Genomic DNA, 18,011 nt, shown 5'->3' with positions numbered 1-18,011 from the left:
CATTTCCCCATAGGCTTCGATGGCAGGCTCGAAGGCTTCATGAAGCCGCCAGCGTTCCTGCAGACGATACGTGAACGCAAGGCCGCTATCGCCATGCGATCCAAGCTGGCGCTCGAAAATCAGATTGGCTGTCGTTGTCGTGCGGCCGATATCCTTGGCGATGAGCGGGCCGAAGGCCAGTTCGTCGGAGTCGCCCTGCCGATCGCGGACATGCTCATACTCAACGAGAAATCCGAGATCGACGAAATACTCGCCGCGCTCCGTGAGCTGAAAACGGTTTTCCCACTCCGTCGCATCGAAATGCATCGAACCGCCGGAGTCTTTCTTCCAGATGCCGTAAACTTCCGTCGCCCAGAAGCTGGTGACGCCATAGCCGATGGAAACCTTATGTTTCTGCTCATCGTCCTTGGCGCTGTCGCTGTCGAAGGTGCGATAGGTCTGATATTCGACCTCGACCTCGCCTTGCTCCACATAGGGCGAATAGACTTTCACTGCTGCAGCCGATGCATCGCCACCCGCGAGCATGGCCAGCGCCACGCCCAACGCCGATGAAGCAAGAACCTTCGTACCGCGACTATATGTGGAAATTTTAACGCCCCCTTGAACGCAGCTCACTTCACGACGAGCACGCCTTGCGCTGTGTCTGCATGGAAATCACCGAAAAACTTGTAGGAACCCGGCTCCATCGGCTCCAGGAAGAAGATGCCCTGCCCGCCACCCGCGATGATCTTTTCGCGGTTGAAGTCATAGGACTCGAATTCTTCCGCCGTCTCGTCGAGATTTTTGACGATGAGCTTCACTTCCTTATGCGCCGGAATTTCAAGCGTCGTCGGCTCGAACTTGTGATCCTTGATCGTCAGTTCAAATACGGGCGGCTCGTCCGCCGCAAAGGCGCTTGCCGCGCCGAATGTCAGAAATGCTGCAACTCCGGCAATCGCCAAGGATATCCGCATTATTTTTCTGCCTGTTAAACGCTGTTATAACGCCCAGGCATCTGATAATGCTTCTTAATACCTGTCAATGCGCATCTTGCCGCGCCAGCCGCACCGCCTCTTCAAAGCCGATACGCGGACTTGAAAGCACCGGCACCTGCAGCGCGACGCAAAGCGCTGCGGCAGGCGCCATGGAGGCTTGCGCCAGAACCAGCACATCGACATCGCGCGCAGCCTCGGCAAGCCGCGAGGCTATGCCCTCGTAGTAATCGCCGAGCCTACCTTCGCGGAAGAGCGTCCAGACATCGTCGAAAACAAAGGTCGTGATCTCGACCTCGCGCCCCGCCCGCGCGGCAGACGAACGCAGCAAGGTTTGCGTGTTGGGCACGGTCGCCGGAATGCAGGCGGCGACGCCGATGCGCGTGCCTGTCTTGACCGCAAGATCGGCCATCGCCCGGTCGATGCGCAGAATCGGCACCGGCACATCTGCTGCCGCAGCTTCAGCGCTCGCGCCCAGCGTCGAGCAGGTGCAGACGACGACGCGCGCACCGCCTTCGGCAAGAGCGACAAGCGCTTCTTGCGTCTTCAGATCGAGCGCGGGTGTGACAAAGCCCGCTTTCTCCGCCGCGCTGAGCAAATCCTCGCGCACCGCATGAGCAAGCGTCAGCTCCGGCGCAAGCTCGCGGCCCAACTCGTTGAAGGTCTCGATATGGATCGCTGCCGTATGCAGAAAGGCAATGGCGGCACCGTGACGAATATGGGCAGGAGGCATGCTTCTCTCCTCTATAAAACCCTCATCCTGAGGAGCCGCGAAGCGGCGTCTCGAAGGACGAGGCCACAGAACCCGCCGCCATCCTTCGAGACGCGGCCCTTCGGTCCGCTCCTCAGGATGAGGAACCCAGGCAAAAGAAAAAGGCCCTCCGCGATTTTCGCGGAAGGCCTTTCAGAACACGTAAGGCTATCGCTAAATCGCGTTAGTTCTTGGCCTTGTCTACGAGTTTGTTCGCGGCGATCCACGGCATCATGGCGCGCAGTTTCGCACCGACTTCTTCAATCGGGTGAGCAGCGGCAGCGGCGCGCGTCGCCTTGAAGCTGGTCTGGTTGACCTTGTTTTCAAGCATCCAGTCGCGCGTGAACTTGCCGGTCTGAATGTCGTTCAGCACACGCTTCATTTCCGCCTTCGTTTCCGACGTGATGATGCGCGGGCCGGTGACGTATTCGCCATATTCGGCCGTGTTCGAGATCGAGTAGTTCATGTTCGCGATGCCGCCCTCATAGATGAGGTCGACGATGAGCTTCACTTCGTGCAGGCACTCGAAATAAGCCATTTCCGGCGCATAGCCCGCTTCGGTCAGCGTCTCGAAACCGGCACGGATGAGTTCGACCAGACCGCCGCAAAGCACGACCTGCTCGCCGAAAAGGTCCGTCTCGCATTCTTCGCGGAACGTCGTCTCGATGATGCCCGCACGCCCGCCGCCGATGGCCGACGCATAGGACAGGCCGACGTCATGGGCATTGCCGCTCGCGTCCTGATGGACGGCGATGAGGCAAGGCACGCCGCCGCCACGCTTATATTCCGAACGCACCGTGTGGCCGGGGCCCTTGGGCGCAACCATCAGCACGTCGATATCCGCGCGCGGCTCGATCAGGTTGAAATGGATGTTGAGGCCATGCGCGAAAAGCAGCGCCGCGCCCGGCTTCAGGTTCGCATGCAGGTGATCGCGATAGATGTCGCCCTGAAGTTCGTCCGGCGTCAGCATCATCACGACATCGGCCCACTTCGCCGCATCGGCGACGGAGAGAACCTTCAGGCCCTCGCCTTCGGCCTTCGCCGCAGTTGCCGAGCCTTCGCGGAGCGCAACGGCCACTTCCTTGGCGCCGCTGTCGCGCAGGTTGAGCGCATGTGCATGGCCCTGGCTGCCATAGCCGACGATTGCGACTTTCTTGCCCTTGATGAGGTTCACATCTGCGTCGCGATCATAATAAACGCGCATGGCTCTCGTCCTTTTCGTATCTGCGTAAGTTGTTCGTTACATCGCTTCCGGGCCGCGCGCGATGGCGACAACCCCGGTCCGCGACACATCCACGAGGCCAAGCGGCCTCATCAATCCGACAAAAGCGTCGATCTTCTCCGGCGCGCCCGTCACTTCGAAAACGAAGGAGGAGAGCGTCGTATCAATGACACGGGCGCGAAAAGCATCTGCCAGACGCAGCGCCTCCACACGTTTGTCGCCAGTGCCGGCGACCTTGACCATCGCCATTTCGCGCTCGATGCCCGGCTTGTCGCTGCTCAGGTCCACGACCTTGTGCACCGGAACCAGCCGTTCGAGCTGCGCCTTGATCTGTTCGATCACCATGGGCGTGCCCCGGGTGACGATCGTGATGCGCGAGGTATGCCCTGTCTGATCGACTTCGGCCACCGTCAGGCTCTCGATATTGTAACCCCGGCCCGAAAAAAGCCCGATGACGCGCGCAAGGACGCCCGCCTCGTTGTCCACGAGGACGGCGATCGTATGCCGTTCGATCTTGTTTTCGGTGCTCATGCGCGTCTCTGTATTGGGATTAGAGGGAGGTGGGAAGCTCTTTTTGCTCAAGCCCGCCCGCAGACGGGAGGGAACAAGAGCTTTAAACGAGCATCTTGCCCTCTTCCGTGACGGTTGCCGCCTCGCTATCGTCGCCCAAAATCATCTCATTATGGGCAGCGCCGGACGGGATCATGGGGAAGCAATTCTCAAGCTGGTCCACGCAGCAGTCGAAAATGACCGGCCCCGGAGCCGCGATCATCTCCTTGATCTTGTCGTCGAGCTCGCCGACCGTTTTCGCGCGGATGCCCGTCGCCCCATAGGCCTCGGCCAGCTTGACGAAATCGGGCAGCGATTCCGAATAGGAATGCGAGTAGCGCCCGCCATGGAGCAACTGCTGCCACTGGCGCACCATGCCCATATATTCGTTGTTCAGGATGAAAATCTTGACCGGCAGGCGGAACTGCACCGCCGTCGAGATTTCCTGCATGCACATCTGGATAGAGGCTTCGCCCGCAATGTCGATGACGAGAGCGTCCGGATGCGCAATCTGCACGCCGACGGCGGCTGGAAGCCCGTAGCCCATCGTGCCGAGGCCGCCGGATGTCATCCAGTGGTTCGGCTTTTCGAAATGATAGTGCTGCGCCGCCCACATCTGATGCTGACCGACTTCGGTCGTGATGTAGGTGTCGCGATCCTTGGTCAGTTCATAGAGCCGCTGAACCGCATATTGCGGCTTGATGACGTCGCCCGTCTGATTGAAGCTGAGCGACTTGCGCGCGCGCCACGTGTCGATCTGCGCCCACCAGGCAGCAAGCGCCGCCTTGTCCGGCTTGCAGACTTTCGCCTTCCAGATGCGCAGCATGTCTTCAAGCACATGGGCCGCATCGCCGATGATGCCGACATCGACGTGAACGATCTTGTTGATCGACGAGGCGTCGATATCGACATGGATCTTCTTGGAATCCGGCGAGAAGGCGTCGATACGCCCAGTCACGCGGTCGTCGAACCGCGCGCCGAGATTGATCATCACGTCGCAATCATGCATGGCGTTGTTGGCTTCAAAGGTGCCATGCATGCCGAGCATGCCGAGCCATTGCGGATCGCTCGCGGGGAAGGCGCCAAGGCCCATCAGCGTCGAGGTAATCGGATAGCCGGTCAGCTTGACGAATTCGCGCAGCAACTGGCTCGCAAGCGGGCCGGAATTGATGATGCCGCCGCCGGTGTAAAAGATCGGGCGCTTCGCCTTGGCGATGAGATCGATCGCCTGCTTGATCGCCTCGATATCGCCCTTGACGCGCGGACGGTATGTCTTGTGAACGACATTCTGCGGGCCGACATATTCGGCCTTCTGGAACTGCACATCCTTCGGAATGTCGATGACGACCGGGCCCGGACGGCCATTCGTCGCGACATAGAAAGCCTCATGCATGACGCGCGTCAGCTCTTTCGCCGAATTGACGAGCCAGTTGTGCTTCGTGCAGGGCCGCGTGATGCCGACCGTATCGCATTCCTGAAATGCGTCCGTGCCGATCAGATGCGTCGGCACCTGCCCCGTGAGGCAGATGATCGGGATCGAATCCATCAACGCGTCGGTGAGGCCGGTGACGGCGTTGGTCGCACCGGGACCGGACGTGACCAGCACGACGCCGGGCTTGCCGGTCGAGCGCGCATAACCCTCGGCGGCATGAACCGCGCCCTGCTCATGGCGGACGAGAATGTGGCGAATCTTGTTCTGCTGAAACAGCGCGTCATAGATCGGAAGCACCGCGCCGCCCGGATAGCCGAATATCGTGTCCACGCCCTGATCGGTGAGCGCCTTGATGACGATTTCCGCGCCTGTAAGTTCCTGGGCGGCCATGACTGCGTTCCTTCTTCGTATACGACCGGCGACATCTGCTGATCGCCACCGCCACGACCCGATCAGGCCGGGACATGAAGAAGTCGAACGCGATACTACGCCGTTAAAACCGCGGGCAACCTAACGCTGGCTCATTTGCGGGTCAACCCCAATTCGTCAACAAATGAAAAGATAATTGACGTTAATCTTTCCGAATCTTGCGCAGAATGCCGATTCCACGCAATCATCTGAGTGCGGAACCAGGTCTCCTGCCGCTTGGCATAGGCCCGCGTCTCTGCCTGCCCCCGTGCAACGGCGTCGGAAAGATCAATATTTCCAGAGGCATAGTCGATCAGAGGTCGCAATCCAAGCGCCTTCATCAGCGGCAAACCGGGGTCGAGCCCAAGATCGCCGAGCGCACGGGCTTCGTCCACCGCGCCCTCGCCTATCATGGCCTCGAAACGCGCATCGCAGCGCCGTTTGAGCCAGTCACGATCCGGCGCGAGAACGATTTTCGCCAGCCGACCGACAAGAAGCGGTGCGGGCGGCTCCTTGTGCCATTGGCTCAAAAGTCTGGACGTGCCGCGCGCAACCTCGATCCCGCGCGCGATCCGCTGCCGGTCGGAAGGCCGAATGACGATGGCAAGTTCCGGATCGGCATCGACAAGCAGGTCATGCGCCCCCTCGCCCGCTGCCGCGACTTCCGCCCGCACCGCCTCGCGAATATCGTCGGGAATGGCGGGGATCGGCGACAGACCCTCGGTCAGCGCCCGGAAATAAAGCCCCGTGCCGCCGACAATGATCGGAACGCGCCCCCGCGCCTCTATGTCGCACAGAACCTCCAGCGCCATGCGCGACCACTTGCCCGCCGAGCAATGCTCGCTGCCGCTCAACACGCCATAGAGGTGATGCGGCGCACGCGCCTCTTCGTCGCGCGACGGCCGTGCTGTCAAAACGCGCAATTCGCGGTAAACCTGCATGGAATCGGCATTGACGATCTCGCCGCCCAGACGCTCGGCAAGGGCGAGCGCCAGCGCGGACTTGCCGCTTGCGGTCGGCCCTGCAATAAGGATTGCGCCTTCAGTCTTCAGCGGTTCGTTCAATTCGTTCAGTCTCCGGTTTGCCCCGATGAAATACACCCTCACCCTCATAGGCAACAGCGCCGCGTCACTGCGCGACGAACATGTCGAAGCTGCCTTCGAAATTTTACCGCAAGCCACCGCGCCGAACTGGCTCGCAAAGGGCATGGCCTGCGATATCGAATTCGAGAGTGAAGGCGGCAAGCGGCCCGAATCCGCATTGCGCGCCCATCTCGCCTCCGCCAACCTCGACATCGTCGTGCAGCCCACTGAGGGACGGCGCAAGAAGCTGCTCGTCGCCGATATGGATTCGACCATCATCCAGCAGGAATGCATCGACGAGCTTGCCGCAGAACTCGGCATCAAAAAACAGATCGCCGCGATTACCGAACGCGCCATGCAGGGCGAGATCGCCTTCGAGCCCGCGCTGCGCGAGCGCGTCGGATTGCTGAAAGGCTTGCCCCTCGAAGCACTCGAAAAGGTCTATCACGAACGCATCACCGAAACGCCGGGCGGCCGCGCGCTTGTCCGCACCATGCGCGCGCATGGCCATGCTTGCGCCCTCGTCTCCGGCGGCTTCAACTTCTTCACCGAACGCGTGGCCCATTCGGTGGGCTTCAACACCAATCAGGCCAACAGACTGGTTTTCATCGACGGCAAGCTCTCGGGCGGCATCGCCGAGCCGATCCTTGGCCGCGAAGCCAAGATCGACGCGCTGATCAAGCTCCGCGAGGAACTGAGCCTCAAGCGGCATGAGACGCTGGCAGTCGGCGACGGCGCGAACGATCTCGGCATGATCGAGGAAGCAGGCCTCGGTGTGGCGTTCCACGCAAAGCCCGTGGTTGCTGAAGCGGCGGATGCCCGCATCGATCACGGCGATCTGACAGCGCTGCTTTATATGCAGGGCTACCGCGAGGACGACATCGTCGAGGTGTAATCTTCTGCCGTCATCCCGGGCTTGTTCTGGGGTGACAAAACGAAATCAGAAAACCTCTACTCCACCGGCACCGCGACAAAGCGCGGATCCTTGCCCGTGACGACGCGCAGCAGGACCGAAGTCCGCCCGGCCTTCTTCTCTTCGGCAATGCGCGCGACGAATTGCTTCGGCGTCGTCACATCGACCTGACCGACACGCACAATGAGATCGCCCGGACGGATGCCCTTTTCGGCAGCGGCGCTCGAGGGCGAAACATCGCTGACGAGAACGCCTGTCGCATCGGCCGGGAGGTTGAAATGCTTGCGCACGTCCGGCGTCAGCGCCATGAGGTCGAGGCCGAGCGCGCGGGTCTTTTCCATCACCGGCGGCACTTTTGGCGACTTCTTGTCCTTGGCGACCTTCGGCTCGCTGAGCAGGCCGACCTTCACCTGAAGCGAGGTCCGCTTGCCGCCGCGAATGAAATCGATCCTGGCCTTTTTGCCGATATCCGTTTCAGCGACGACGCGCGGCAGATCGCGCATTTCCTGCACCTTCTGCCCGTCGAACCCGATGATGAGATCGCCGGTCTCGATACCTGCGGCTTCCGCCGGTCCGCCCGGCGTCACGCCTGCGACAAGCGCCCCATGCGTTTCCTTGAGCCCGAGCGTCTCTGCGATTTCCGGCGTCACCATCTGAATGCGAACGCCGATCCAGCCGCGCCTGATTTCGCCATGCTTGACGATCTGGTCGACAACCGAGATGAGCGTGCTTGAAGGCGTGGCAAAGCCGATGCCGACGCTCTCGCCAGACGGCGAGATGATCGCCGTATTCATGCCGATCACTTCACCGGCAAGATTGAACAGCGGCCCACCCGAATTGCCGCGATTGATCGAGGCATCGGTCTGGATGAAATCGTCATAGCTACCGGCGTGAATATCGCGATTGAGCGCCGAAACGATACCCGCCGTCACTGTGCCGCCAAGACCGAAGGGATTGCCGATCGCCATCACCCAGTCGCCGACGCGCATCTTGTTGCTGTCGCCCAGCACCACGAATGGCAGGCGCATCTTGGTGTCGACCTTGAGAACGGCAATGTCGGTCTTGTCGTCGCGGCCGAGAACCTTGGCGGGCAAAGTCGTGCCGTCGGTGAATGTAACGTCGATCTTGTCGGCGCCTTCGATCACATGATTGTTGGTGACGATGATGCCACCGGCATCGATCACGAAACCGGAACCGAGCGACTGCACTTTTTCGCCGGGCGCTTCGGGCTGATCGGGCGCGCCGAAAGGCGAGGTCTGCCCATCGTCGGGCGCGCCATTTTCATCGGGAGCGTTTTCATCCGGCAGCGCGGCGTCGGGCTCCGCACCTGCAGGCAAGGTCTGCGACGTCGAAATATTGACGACGGCGGGCGACAGCCTTTGCGCGAGATCGGCAAGGCTCGCCGGTAAAGGGCGCGCAAAAGCCGGCTGAACGGGAACAACAATTGCGGCTGCAAAAAGCAGCGCCGCCGCAAACCCGCATCGCATGAGACCGCCGGCTTTATCCGCGCTCACCAATGACGACACCCGCATTCCCCGCCCCCACTCGCTGCCGGTTGCCCGGCCGCCTCACATAGCTATGCCGACCGATGATGTCCCATTATCCGCGAACCATCCAGACCAGCGCGACACCTGTCGCAAGGGCGAGCAGCCCGCCGAAACGCAGCGCCTGATCGGGCTGCGTTCCAAGCGACGCAAGCGCCCGACGCATCACAGTCGGAAAAGCGGCATAGAGCGCGCCCTCGATCGCCAGGACGAGTCCCAGCGCCGAGAGCAGCTCAATCACACCGTTTTCCATTCTAACGTTTGGCCCCGGCGTTCGCGTTGCCGAAATAACGGAAGAATTCGCTATTGGGAGACACCACCATCGTCGTGTTGTCGCCCTTCAGGCCTTTCTCGTAAGCCTGCATGGAGCGATAGAACGCAAAGAACTCAGGATCCTGTCCGAAAGCATCGGCGTAGATCTTGCTCCGCGTCGCGTCGCCTTCACCGCGAAGGATCTGGCCATCGCGTTCGGCATCGGCCAGCAACACCGTCACGTCACGGTCGGCGCGGCTGCGAAGCCGTTGAGCCTCTTCCTGGCCCTTGGCGCGAATTTCTGCCGCCTCGCGTTCGCGCTCCGTCTGCATGCGACGGAAAATCGCCTGGCTGTTTGCAGCCGGCAGGTCGGCGCGACGAATGCGCACATCGACGATCTCGATGCCGAGATCGGCAGCCGCCGTGTTGAAGGTCTGCTGAATCTTCTTCATCAGGCCCGCACGATTGCCGCGCACAAGCGCCTCAAGCGTATTGTCGCCCAGCGTGTTGCGGAGCGCCGAACCGAAGGTCGGCTGAAGCCGCTGCTCGGTCAGGCGCGGATCGCGAACCGTCTGGTAGAACTTCAGCGCATCGGCAATGCGATAACGCGCGAAAGCATCGACCACGAGACGCTTCTGGTCCGAGGCCGTGATTTCTTCGGCAGGCGCCTCAAGGTTGAGAAGGCGCTTGTCGATGAAGACGACGTTCTGGATGAACGGCAGCTTCCAGTGCAGGCCCGGCTCGGTGATCACGTCTCCACGCGGCGAACCGAACTGCAGCACGATAGCCTGCTGCGTCATGTTGACGGTGAAAAGGGCTGACGAAAGAACGATGAAGGCGATGACGAGTGCGGCGCCCGCGCCGACGGCTACTGACCTGTTCATGGGCGGCTCTCCGAGCTGGTGGCTGACGTTGTACCCGAAGCGCTATCGGCACCCGCGGCAGTCGCCGCGCCCGAAGGCTTGAGGCCCGAGAGTGGCAGGTAAGGCAGAACGCCCTTGCCGCCCTCGCTCGGATCGACCAGCACCTTGTTGATGCGGCCGTATACGTCTTCCATCGTCTCCAGATACATGCGCTGGCGCGTCACGTCTTTCGCCTTCTTGTACTCGGTGTAGATCGACAGGAAGCGCTTCGCCTCGCCGTCTGCTTCAGCCACGATCTGCTCGCGATAGGCTTCCGCGCGCTGCGTGATCTGCGCCGCCTGACCGCGCGCCTTGGGCACGACGGTATTGGCATAGGTGTTTGCCTCGAAGCGCAAACGCTCCTGGTCGGCCTGCGCCGCCTGCACGTCACGGAACGCATCGATAACGGCGGAGGGCGGATTACTGTTCTGCAACTGGACCTCGGTGATCTCGATGCCCGACTTGTAGCTGTCGAGCGCCTGCTGCATCAGCCCCCTGACCTTTTCCTGCACATCGCCACGACCAGTCGTGAGCAAGGCCTGAATATTCGATTGGCCTACCACTTCGCGCATGGCGCTTTCGGCAATCGCCTTCACGGTGCGTTCAGGATCTTCGACATTGAAGAGATATTGCGTCGCGCCATTGATCGCGATGCGCCAGCGGACGCTGAAGCTGATGTCAACGATGTTTTCGTCACCCGTCAGCATCAGGCCCTCTTCGGCAACATTGACCGACGAGCTTCCACCCGTATCGCGCATGCCGATGTCGATACGGTTGATGCGCGTGACGTTGGGCGTTTCGACCGTCTCGATGGGGTAAGGCAGCTTCACGTGCAGGCCGGGCTCCTCGGCGCGCGCGAATTTGCCAAAGCGCATCACAATGCCCTGCTCGTCGGTATCCACGCGGAAAACCGAACTCCAGGCAAGAAACAGAACGGCAAGCGCCACAATGATGAGGATGAGGCCGCGAGCGCCGCCCGTGCCGCCGGGGATCATTTCCCGGAGCTTTTCCTGACCCTTGCGGATCAACTCGTCGAGGTCGGGCTGCTGGCCGCCGCCCGATGGGCCTTGGCCCCATGGACCTCTGTTACCACCGCCTCCGCCCTGCCAGCCACCGCCGCCGTTATTATTGCTCCAGGGCATCAAAAATCCTTTGAATGGAAGAAGATGGAACCGATTGGTTTTCGCGCCACGCGGTTATATGACAGTCACTCGCAAGGCGCAACGCAAGCGCCTTTTTACGCTGAATATGTGCGATCATATGACCTCCGCATTGCAGCATTTCAACCAGAGACAGAGAATATGAGCCGCGTAACCCAGGAAGATGTCATCAAGGCGCTTACAGGGATCGTCGACCCTGATGCAGGCAGGGATGTCATCTCGGCAGGCCTCATTCATGGGCTGGTGCTGCGCGAAGGCCATGTCGGCTTCAGCGTCGAGGTCGCGCCCGAGCGCGGCCCGGCAATGGAGCCCCTGCGCCGCCAGTGCGAAGAAGCCGTGCGAAAGCTGCCCGGTGTGCTGAGCGTCACCGCCGTTCTGACCGCCCACCGTGCCGCCGCCCGCCCGCAGCAGCCCAATCACGGCCACGATCACACCCATGGCGAGGGCCGCCCGGCCCCGAAACGCCAGGGCCCGCTCCAGATTCCCGGCGTCGCCGCCATCGTCGCGGTTGCCAGCGGCAAGGGCGGCGTCGGCAAGTCGACCGTCGCCGTCAACCTCGCACTCGGCCTCGCAAAGCTCGGCCGCCGCGTCGGCCTGCTCGATGCCGATATTTACGGCCCCTCGATCCCGCGCATGCTGGGCCTGAAGGGCAAGCCCGAAGTCGAGGGCAAAAAGCTGAAGCCGATGGAGAATTACGGCATCAAGACAATGTCGATCGGCTTCCTCGTCGAGGAAGATACAGCCATGATCTGGCGCGGCCCTATGGTGCAATCGGCGCTGACGCAGATGATGACCGATGTGGCCTGGGGCGAGCTTGACGTGCTGATCGTCGATATGCCGCCCGGCACCGGCGACGCGCAGCTCACCATGGTCCAGCGCGTGCCGCTGACCGGCGCAGTCGTCGTCTCGACCCCGCAGGAAATCGCGCTGATCGACGCGCGCAAGGGCTATGCGATGTTTGAAAAGACGCATGTGCCCGTCTTCGGCATCGTCGAGAACATGGCCTATTTCGTCAGCCCCGGCTCGGGCGAGAAGTCCTACATCTTCGGCGAAGGCGGCGCGCGGCGCATGGCCGAAAAGCTCGGCTGCGATTTCCTCGGCGAAGTGCCGCTGCATATGTCGGTGCGTGAAACATCAGATGCCGGTACACCCATCGTCGCCACGGCGCCCGACAGCCCGGAGGCGCGCATCTTCATCGAGATCGCGGCAAAAGTCGGCGCGCATATTGATGAGGCGCTCGGCACGCGGGCGCGCAAGGCACCGAAGATCGTGATTGAAGGGTGAGCAGTCGTCGCCTTCTATAAACCTCCGATGTCACCCCGGGCTTGTCCCGGGGTCCAGGGCCGCTTGCTCAAAATTTGCCACCCCTGGATCCCGGCATAAAGCCGGGATGACATTAAGACGCGAACGAACAAAAAATGGCCGGTCCCCGAGGGACCGGCCATTCTGATGATCGTAACGCGATAAACCGGCGAAGGATCAGTGACCGGCCTGCAGTGCAAATTTCACTGTCGTGCCGTCCGGGCCCTTCGACTCCCAGGTATCGCCAACCTTGCGCGCTTCGTTCTTTGTACAGAACGGTTTCATATCTGCGGCAGGTGCCGGCTCGGTCTGCGTGTAGCAGGTTTCCTCGCCCGCAGCCGCCCACGTCCCCTTCACCGACTTGCCGTCAGGCAGAACCGTCTCATAGGTGTGGTCTTCATTGACCATCGCCTTGGTGACGCCGCTGGCCGACGTGATGACAACCGTATTGCCGAAAAGCGAGGCATTGGTGTCGGCAAAGGCAGCACCGGTGAACGCAACTGACGCAACAAGCACACTGAAGAAAAGACGCATCTTAGTCCTCCCGGGTTGTGGCCCCCATTGAATGCGGGGCCATTTGAAGCGCGGGCATATTGCCACGCTCACACGGCGAGGTGAAGACGAAGATGTGTCCGCAGTCAGAGTTTCCGGCCACGGACACATGGGTGTCATTTATTGAGGAAGTTCAACGGCAAGCCGGGCGTCTGCCATTCCATCGACAGAAGCCTGCCTGTGGACGATGCCGTGATATAGGCCGTCTTCAGGTCTTTTCCGCCGAAGCAGATATTGGTGACGAGAATATCATCAATCGGCACATGGCTATTCTTGCCATCCGGCGAGAAGATCGTGATGCCGCCATTGAGGATTGTCGCAACGCAGATATTGCCCTTGGCATCGACAGCAAGACTGTCGAAGAAAGTATGCCCCGGCGCAGCGCCGACATAACGCCCTGCACCGCCAAGCCCGTCCGGCGGCGCGAGTTCTCCCGGCGCCGTAATGTCGAAAGCGAGAAGACGCGCCGAATAAGTGTCGGCGACATAGACTGTCTTTTCGTCAGGCGAGAGGCCGACGCCATTGGCGCTCAGAATCGGGAAAGCCATTTCCTTGATCAGGGACCCGTCGATCTTCGCGTAATAAAGACCGCCGCGATACTGAATGCGGCCATCCGTCTTGCCGTGGTCGGTGAACCAGAAGCCGCCTTCCTTGTCGAAGACGATGTCGTTCGGACCGATCAGCGGATTGCCGTTGCATTCGGTATAGAGAACCTTGACCGCGCCGGTCTTGAGATCGACGCGCTCGATGCGCCCGCCCGAATAATTCGCAGGCTTGCCGCCCGGAATAGTCAGGCCACCTTGTTCATGCCACTCGAAGCCACCATCGTTGCAAACATAGCAGGCACCGTCCGGGCCGATAGCCGCGCCGTTCGGACCGCCGCCAAGCTCGGCAATGACTTCGACCTTGCCCGCCGCCGTCACGCGGGTCAGCGTGCCGCGCTTGATCTCCACGAGGATGACGCTGCCATCCGGCATGGCGATCGGGCCTTCAGGAAACTGCAGTCCATCCGCGACAAGTTTTGTTCCAGCCATGAATTCCTCCCTGTTTTTTGCAACGCGGGAGGATGCCTCCCACGCCGAATTCTCATGCACTCATTCTGGCGAGCGCACGGGCGGAGAGCAATGGTTCATACCGGCAACAAACTGCGAGCCACCCGTTCCGTAGCGTCGATGCCGCTAAGCCAGGCCCCCTGCACGGTCGAAAACCATGATGCATGCACAGCCTCGCCCGCCAGAAAGATTTTCCCGTCGAGTGGCTGGGCCAGCACCGTCCGCTGATCCGCATGCCCCGGCAGGGCGCAGGCATAGGCGCCCATCGTATGCGGATCATTGCCCCACTGGGTTGCGGCAACCTTCACCAGATGGTCGAGGATCGCGGAACCGAACATGTCTGCAAGCGCCGCGCGCGCCATGTCCACCATTGCCGCTTCGCCCGCCCGCTCCATCTCACCGGCGAAACGCCCGCCGAGATAGGCGATGGCCAGCTCCTTGCCGAATGGCCTGATCTGAAAGCTCAGCGCATGGCGCGCGGGATCGCGCTCATCCATGAAGGACGCATAGCTCGTATCCGGCAGCCCAAAGACATCCCGCGAAAACTGAAACGCCACCTTGTCCGCAAAGCCGGTCGGCACGGCTTCAAGCGCGCGCTGCATCTCGACCGGCAGACCCGGCAAGAAACGAATGCGCCCGCTCGCAAGCACATTGGTCGAAACCGTGACGATGGCCGCGCGCGCCTTGATCGTTCCCCTGGGCGTCGCAAGCTGAACGCCCTTCCCCGCCCATGCGATCTCGTCCACCGGCGTCTCCAGCGACACAGGCACGCTCGCGCCGCAGGCTTCAATCAAGGCGCCATAGCCGCGAATGAGCGGCCAGTTCTCGCCGCTGTCGTAGTAGCAATGAAGATCGAGCGCCGAAATCCGCTCCGGCGGAAAGGCGCTGATCGCTTCGTGAACATGCTCGATGAGGCGATACCAGCGGCTCGATCCGTCGAGCGCCTGCGACACCGGAACATCGAGGCCGCTTCCACCAAGCGCATCGACCGCATCGAAGGCGGCATCCATCTCCGCATTGCAGTCGTCGCATTCTTCGATATCCGCCCAATGCGTACCGAGATGCAGATTGCGGTTGCGGAAACTTTCCCGTTTCAGATAGGGCTGTCCGAGGACATCGGCCATTCGCGTCAGCGGATTGACCGCCGCCGAATGAAGCCAATGGGCGCCGCGATCCCATGCCGTGCCGAAGGTTTCCGTGTCGGTATGCGCGCGCCCGCCAATGCGGTTCTTGGCTTCCAGCACGACGAAGGACAGGCCGAAATCTCGCGCGCGCCGCGCCGCCGCAAGCCCCGCTGCACCCGCACCGACAATGGCGATGTCGACATCGCCGCTCACGTTGCGATCCGGAATATCAGCTTCGGCTTTCCCGTCTCGGGATCGTGCGGCACATCGCCGATCAGTACGCCGCCATTTGCCACGATGACTTTTTCCGATGCCTCATTATCCGCATCGCAACTCACCACGACGCGGGTCAGCCCCTCCGCCCGTGCAATCGGCAAGATGAGCGCAAGCGCCGCCGTCGCATAGCCGCGCCGCTGTTTCCACGGAACGATGGAATAGCCGATATGCCCCGGCACGAAATGCGGCAGCTCTTCTGTACCCGGTTGAAAGCGCAGACCTATGGCGCCGCAAAACGCACCGTCCGAAATCCAGAAAAGGCGCGAGGGCAGACGCGGCGTCTCGCTGCCATCCGCATGTCGGATCACGCCGCCCGGCGATGTGAGATCGGCGAGAAACGCCTGCGGGTCCGCCTCCACCGCTGCCAACTCGTCGGCGCTGACATCGACCATGGTGTTCGGCGACCACCCTTGCCGCAAAGCATCCGCATAGCCGGGCAAAAGCTCGGCATTGGGTATGACAAGAGTGATGGCGGCTTTTTTCAGGGGCATCACACCAAACATCTTACTGTCACCCCCGGCGCAAGGCCGGGGGTGACAGTAGCAATTGCGGCTTCTCTAAAACACCACGACAGACCGGATCGACTTGCCTTCATGCATCAGGTCGAAACCCTTGTTGATGTCCTCAAGCGGCATCACATGCGTGATGAGATCGTCGATATTGATCTTGCCGTCCATGTACCAGTCGACGATGCGCGGCACATCCGTGCGTCCGCGCGCGCCGCCAAAGGCAGAGCCCTTCCACACACGCCCGGTGACAAGCTGGAACGGCCGCGTTGAAATCTCCTGCCCCGCGCCCGCAACGCCGATCACCGTCGAAACGCCCCAGCCGCGATGGCAGCACTCAAGCGCCTGACGCATCGTCGTCGTATTGCCGATGCATTCGAAGCTGTAATCCGCGCCGCCGCCCGTGAGTTCCACGATATGCGCGACAATGTCGCCCTTGATCTCTTTCGGATTGACGAAATGCGTCATGCCAAAGGCGCGCGCAAGCGCCTGACGATCGGGATTGATGTCGACGCCGACGATCATATTCGCGCCGACCATCCTGGCGCCCTGAATGACATTGAGGCCGATGCCGCCAAGGCCGAAGACGACGACATTCGCACCCGGCTCAACCTTCGCGGTGAACATCACCGCGCCGATACCGGTCGTGACGCCGCAGCCGATATAGCAAACCTTGTCGAAGGGCGCGTCCTTGCGGATTTTCGCCAATGCGATTTCCGGGAGCACCGTGTAATTGGCGAAGGTCGAGCAGCCCATGTAATGCAGCACAGGCTTCCCCTTGTAGGAAAAGCGGCTCGTGCCGTCCGGCATCAAGCCCTTGCCCTGCGTCGCGCGGATCGAGGTGCAGAGGTTGGTCTTGTGACTCGTGCAGCTTTTGCATTCGCGACATTCAGGCGTGTAAAGCGGGATCACATGATCGCCGACTTTCAGCGACTTCACGTCCGGTCCGACTTCGACGACGACGCCCGCGCCTTCATGGCCGAGGATCGCGGGGAACATGCCTTCCGGATCGTCGCCCGACAGCGTGAAAGCGTCGGTGTGGCAGATGCCCGTCGCCTTGATCTCGATCAGCACTTCACCGGCCTTGGGGCCTTCAAGCTGCACCGTCTCGATTTCAAGCGGCTTACCCTTTTCAAAAGCTACCGCCGCACGCACGTCCATCGCATTACTCCTTGAAAAAATATCCTCGGGCGCACCCTAGCATCAGGCACTTTTCATCGCGCCCGAAAAGAAATCAACCGCAAGCCTGTGGGCCTCTGCCGTCGCCGCCGGGTTATGCCGCATGGTGACGCTGCCGCCCTTGCCCTGATTGCCGAAGGGATCGGTGACCGTGACATCGACGCCCGGCATGTCGAAGCAATGATGCGCGTCCGCCATCACCCTCAGCGTGATCCTGGCCCGATCTTTCTCACTCAGACCAGCAACAAGCTTTTCGGTCACATGCGGATCATTGTCATATTGATCGAGCGCACCCGTGACGAGCAGCAGCGGCGCATCGACAAGATCGCCGAACTCAAATCCCGGAACGCGATTGTAAGTCCATGCGGCAGGATAAAACGGCATGAACGCCGCGAAATGCCCGCCCGGTAGAAACGCATCATTGTGCTTGTGTGTCGCAGCGAGCATCGAAGCGACACCGCCGAAGGAAAACCCCATGACGCCGATGCGCGATACATCGACCAAAGGATGCGCCGCCAGAAACGCCCGCGCGCCGTAAACATCTGGCACGGTCTCGACCATCGTCTTCGGCCTGCCCTCCGCGCCGCCTTTGAGGCCACGCGCCGCCCATTGATCCGGCTCCAGCGTGATGAAGCCTGCAGCGTTCAGCACATCGGCATATCCAACTTCGCGCGCCGACGGCCCCGCCGATCCATGCAGGATCAAAACCGCAGGGCGCTTGCCCGAACCCGCGGGAATGCTGAGCCGCGCCGCAATCGTCAGCGGCGTTTCATGCAGCGACGGAAAGGTGACGTAATGGAGCGACGCAGGGAGCTTCATTTCATCGGTGGTCAT

19 protein-coding genes are annotated in these 18,011 nt (G+C 61.3%); 2 read left to right on the top strand and 17 right to left on the bottom strand.

Translation table 11 applies throughout. The annotated features are described in order from the left end of the window. The 7 genes from WA943_RS10710 to miaA all read right to left on the bottom strand — a co-directional run. A partial coding sequence (locus WA943_RS10710) for a hypothetical protein (RefSeq protein WP_424469862.1) occupies window positions 1–537 on the bottom strand: 537 nt, incomplete at its 3' end. 74 nt (window positions 538–611) lie between these two features. Beyond that, complete coding sequence (locus WA943_RS10705) at window positions 612–953, bottom strand: cupredoxin domain-containing protein (RefSeq protein ID WP_424469861.1); 342 nt, start codon at window positions 951–953, stop codon at window positions 612–614. Between the two features lie 64 nt (window positions 954–1,017). Continuing rightward, window positions 1,018–1,704 carry an aspartate/glutamate racemase family protein gene (locus tag WA943_RS10700; protein WP_424469860.1) on the bottom strand — a complete coding sequence of 229 codons (687 nt, stop codon included), beginning with the start codon at window positions 1,702–1,704 and terminating at the stop codon, window positions 1,018–1,020. 202 nt (window positions 1,705–1,906) lie between these two features. After that, a complete protein-coding gene (gene ilvC / locus WA943_RS10695; protein ID WP_424469859.1) occupies window positions 1,907–2,926 on the bottom strand; it encodes a ketol-acid reductoisomerase in 1,020 nt (339 codons plus the stop codon). Between the two features lie 36 nt (window positions 2,927–2,962). Further along, window positions 2,963–3,475, bottom strand: coding sequence for an acetolactate synthase small subunit (gene ilvN / locus WA943_RS10690; RefSeq protein ID WP_424469858.1), 513 nt, complete (start codon window positions 3,473–3,475; stop codon window positions 2,963–2,965). 82 nt (window positions 3,476–3,557) lie between these two features. Continuing rightward, a complete protein-coding gene (locus tag WA943_RS10685) occupies window positions 3,558–5,315 on the bottom strand; it encodes an acetolactate synthase 3 large subunit (RefSeq protein WP_424469857.1) in 1,758 nt (585 codons plus the stop codon). Window positions 5,316–5,446: 131 nt separating this feature from the next. Then, entirely contained in the window at window positions 5,447–6,397 is a 951-nt protein-coding gene (gene miaA / locus WA943_RS10680) for a tRNA (adenosine(37)-N6)-dimethylallyltransferase MiaA (RefSeq protein WP_424469856.1), read from the bottom strand. A gap of 25 nt (window positions 6,398–6,422) precedes the next feature. On the opposite strand from miaA, the gene serB reads away from it, so the two are divergent. Further along, window positions 6,423–7,310, top strand: coding sequence for a phosphoserine phosphatase SerB (serB, locus tag WA943_RS10675; RefSeq protein WP_424469855.1), 888 nt, complete (start codon window positions 6,423–6,425; stop codon window positions 7,308–7,310). A gap of 56 nt (window positions 7,311–7,366) precedes the next feature. Here the strand turns inward: serB and WA943_RS10670 are convergent, their stop codons facing one another. The 4 genes from WA943_RS10670 to hflK all read right to left on the bottom strand — a co-directional run bounded on the left by WA943_RS10670 (window position 7,367) and on the right by hflK (window position 11,168). Next, a complete protein-coding gene (locus WA943_RS10670) occupies window positions 7,367–8,815 on the bottom strand; it encodes a DegQ family serine endoprotease (protein WP_424469854.1) in 1,449 nt (482 codons plus the stop codon). Between the two features lie 112 nt (window positions 8,816–8,927). After that, window positions 8,928–9,113 (bottom strand): DUF2065 domain-containing protein, encoded by a 186-nt coding sequence (locus WA943_RS10665; protein ID WP_424469853.1) that lies wholly within the window; start codon window positions 9,111–9,113, stop codon window positions 8,928–8,930. Between the two features lie 13 nt (window positions 9,114–9,126). Then, the gene (gene hflC, locus WA943_RS10660) at window positions 9,127–10,008 is read right to left on the bottom strand and encodes a protease modulator HflC (protein WP_424469852.1); all 882 of its coding nucleotides are present in this window, start codon (window positions 10,006–10,008) and stop codon (window positions 9,127–9,129) included. Then, window positions 10,005–11,168 (bottom strand): FtsH protease activity modulator HflK, encoded by a 1,164-nt coding sequence (hflK, locus tag WA943_RS10655; protein ID WP_424469851.1) that lies wholly within the window; start codon window positions 11,166–11,168, stop codon window positions 10,005–10,007. The genes hflC and hflK overlap by 4 nt, the downstream gene beginning before the upstream one ends. 159 nt (window positions 11,169–11,327) lie before the next feature. On the opposite strand from hflK, the gene WA943_RS10650 reads away from it, so the two are divergent. Beyond that, window positions 11,328–12,470, top strand: coding sequence for an Mrp/NBP35 family ATP-binding protein (locus WA943_RS10650; protein ID WP_424469850.1), 1,143 nt, complete (start codon window positions 11,328–11,330; stop codon window positions 12,468–12,470). Between the two features lie 195 nt (window positions 12,471–12,665). Here WA943_RS10650 and WA943_RS10645 read toward each other — a convergent pair whose 3' ends face one another. From WA943_RS10645 to WA943_RS10620, 6 genes are all read right to left on the bottom strand, one after another. Next, the gene (locus tag WA943_RS10645) at window positions 12,666–13,022 is read right to left on the bottom strand and encodes a hypothetical protein (RefSeq protein WP_424469849.1); all 357 of its coding nucleotides are present in this window, start codon (window positions 13,020–13,022) and stop codon (window positions 12,666–12,668) included. A 134-nt stretch (window positions 13,023–13,156) separates the two neighbouring features. Continuing rightward, entirely contained in the window at window positions 13,157–14,074 is a 918-nt protein-coding gene (locus WA943_RS10640; RefSeq protein ID WP_424469848.1) for an SMP-30/gluconolactonase/LRE family protein, read from the bottom strand. A gap of 95 nt (window positions 14,075–14,169) precedes the next feature. Further along, complete coding sequence (locus WA943_RS10635; RefSeq protein ID WP_424469847.1) at window positions 14,170–15,429, bottom strand: flavin monoamine oxidase family protein; 1,260 nt, start codon at window positions 15,427–15,429, stop codon at window positions 14,170–14,172. Beyond that, the gene (locus WA943_RS10630) at window positions 15,426–15,983 is read right to left on the bottom strand and encodes a GNAT family N-acetyltransferase (protein ID WP_424469846.1); all 558 of its coding nucleotides are present in this window, start codon (window positions 15,981–15,983) and stop codon (window positions 15,426–15,428) included. Before WA943_RS10630 ends, WA943_RS10635 begins: the two co-directional genes overlap by 4 nt. Before the next feature lie 66 nt (window positions 15,984–16,049). Beyond that, entirely contained in the window at window positions 16,050–17,159 is a 1,110-nt protein-coding gene (locus WA943_RS10625; RefSeq protein WP_424469845.1) for an S-(hydroxymethyl)glutathione dehydrogenase/class III alcohol dehydrogenase, read from the bottom strand. 42 nt (window positions 17,160–17,201) lie between these two features. Then, the gene (locus WA943_RS10620) at window positions 17,202–18,011 is read right to left on the bottom strand and encodes a dienelactone hydrolase family protein (RefSeq protein WP_424469844.1); all 810 of its coding nucleotides are present in this window, start codon (window positions 18,009–18,011) and stop codon (window positions 17,202–17,204) included.

Origin of the sequence: Parvibaculum sp. (assembly GCF_049651025.1) — a bacterium.
Classification (GTDB): Bacteria; Pseudomonadota; Alphaproteobacteria; order Parvibaculales; family Parvibaculaceae; genus Parvibaculum.
This window is presented reverse-complemented; position numbering and strand designations above follow the sequence as displayed.

Bases quoted from the DNA above. Each gene is read 5' to 3' on its own strand.
- WA943_RS10705 (WP_424469861.1), bottom strand. From the start codon at position 953: ATGCGGATATCCTTGGCGATTGCCGGAGTTGCAGCATTTCTGACATTC.
- WA943_RS10700 (WP_424469860.1), bottom strand. From the start codon at position 1,704: ATGCCTCCTGCCCATATTCGTCACGGTGCCGCCATTGCCTTTCTGCAT.
- ilvC (WP_424469859.1), bottom strand. From the start codon at position 2,926: ATGCGCGTTTATTATGATCGCGACGCAGATGTGAACCTCATCAAGGGC.
- ilvN (WP_424469858.1), bottom strand. From the start codon at position 3,475: ATGAGCACCGAAAACAAGATCGAACGGCATACGATCGCCGTCCTCGTG.
- WA943_RS10685 (WP_424469857.1), bottom strand. From the start codon at position 5,315: ATGGCCGCCCAGGAACTTACAGGCGCGGAAATCGTCATCAAGGCGCTC.
- serB (WP_424469855.1), top strand. From the start codon at position 6,423: ATGAAATACACCCTCACCCTCATAGGCAACAGCGCCGCGTCACTGCGC.
- WA943_RS10670 (WP_424469854.1), bottom strand. From the start codon at position 8,815: ATGCGATGCGGGTTTGCGGCGGCGCTGCTTTTTGCAGCCGCAATTGTT.
- hflC (WP_424469852.1), bottom strand. From the start codon at position 10,008: ATGAACAGGTCAGTAGCCGTCGGCGCGGGCGCCGCACTCGTCATCGCC.
- hflK (WP_424469851.1), bottom strand. From the start codon at position 11,168: ATGCCCTGGAGCAATAATAACGGCGGCGGTGGCTGGCAGGGCGGAGGC.
- WA943_RS10650 (WP_424469850.1), top strand. From the start codon at position 11,328: ATGAGCCGCGTAACCCAGGAAGATGTCATCAAGGCGCTTACAGGGATC.
- WA943_RS10645 (WP_424469849.1), bottom strand. From the start codon at position 13,022: ATGCGTCTTTTCTTCAGTGTGCTTGTTGCGTCAGTTGCGTTCACCGGT.
- WA943_RS10640 (WP_424469848.1), bottom strand. From the start codon at position 14,074: ATGGCTGGAACAAAACTTGTCGCGGATGGACTGCAGTTTCCTGAAGGC.
- WA943_RS10630 (WP_424469846.1), bottom strand. From the start codon at position 15,983: ATGCCCCTGAAAAAAGCCGCCATCACTCTTGTCATACCCAATGCCGAG.
- WA943_RS10625 (WP_424469845.1), bottom strand. From the start codon at position 17,159: ATGGACGTGCGTGCGGCGGTAGCTTTTGAAAAGGGTAAGCCGCTTGAA.
- WA943_RS10620 (WP_424469844.1), bottom strand. From the start codon at position 18,011: ATGACCACCGATGAAATGAAGCTCCCTGCGTCGCTCCATTACGTCACC.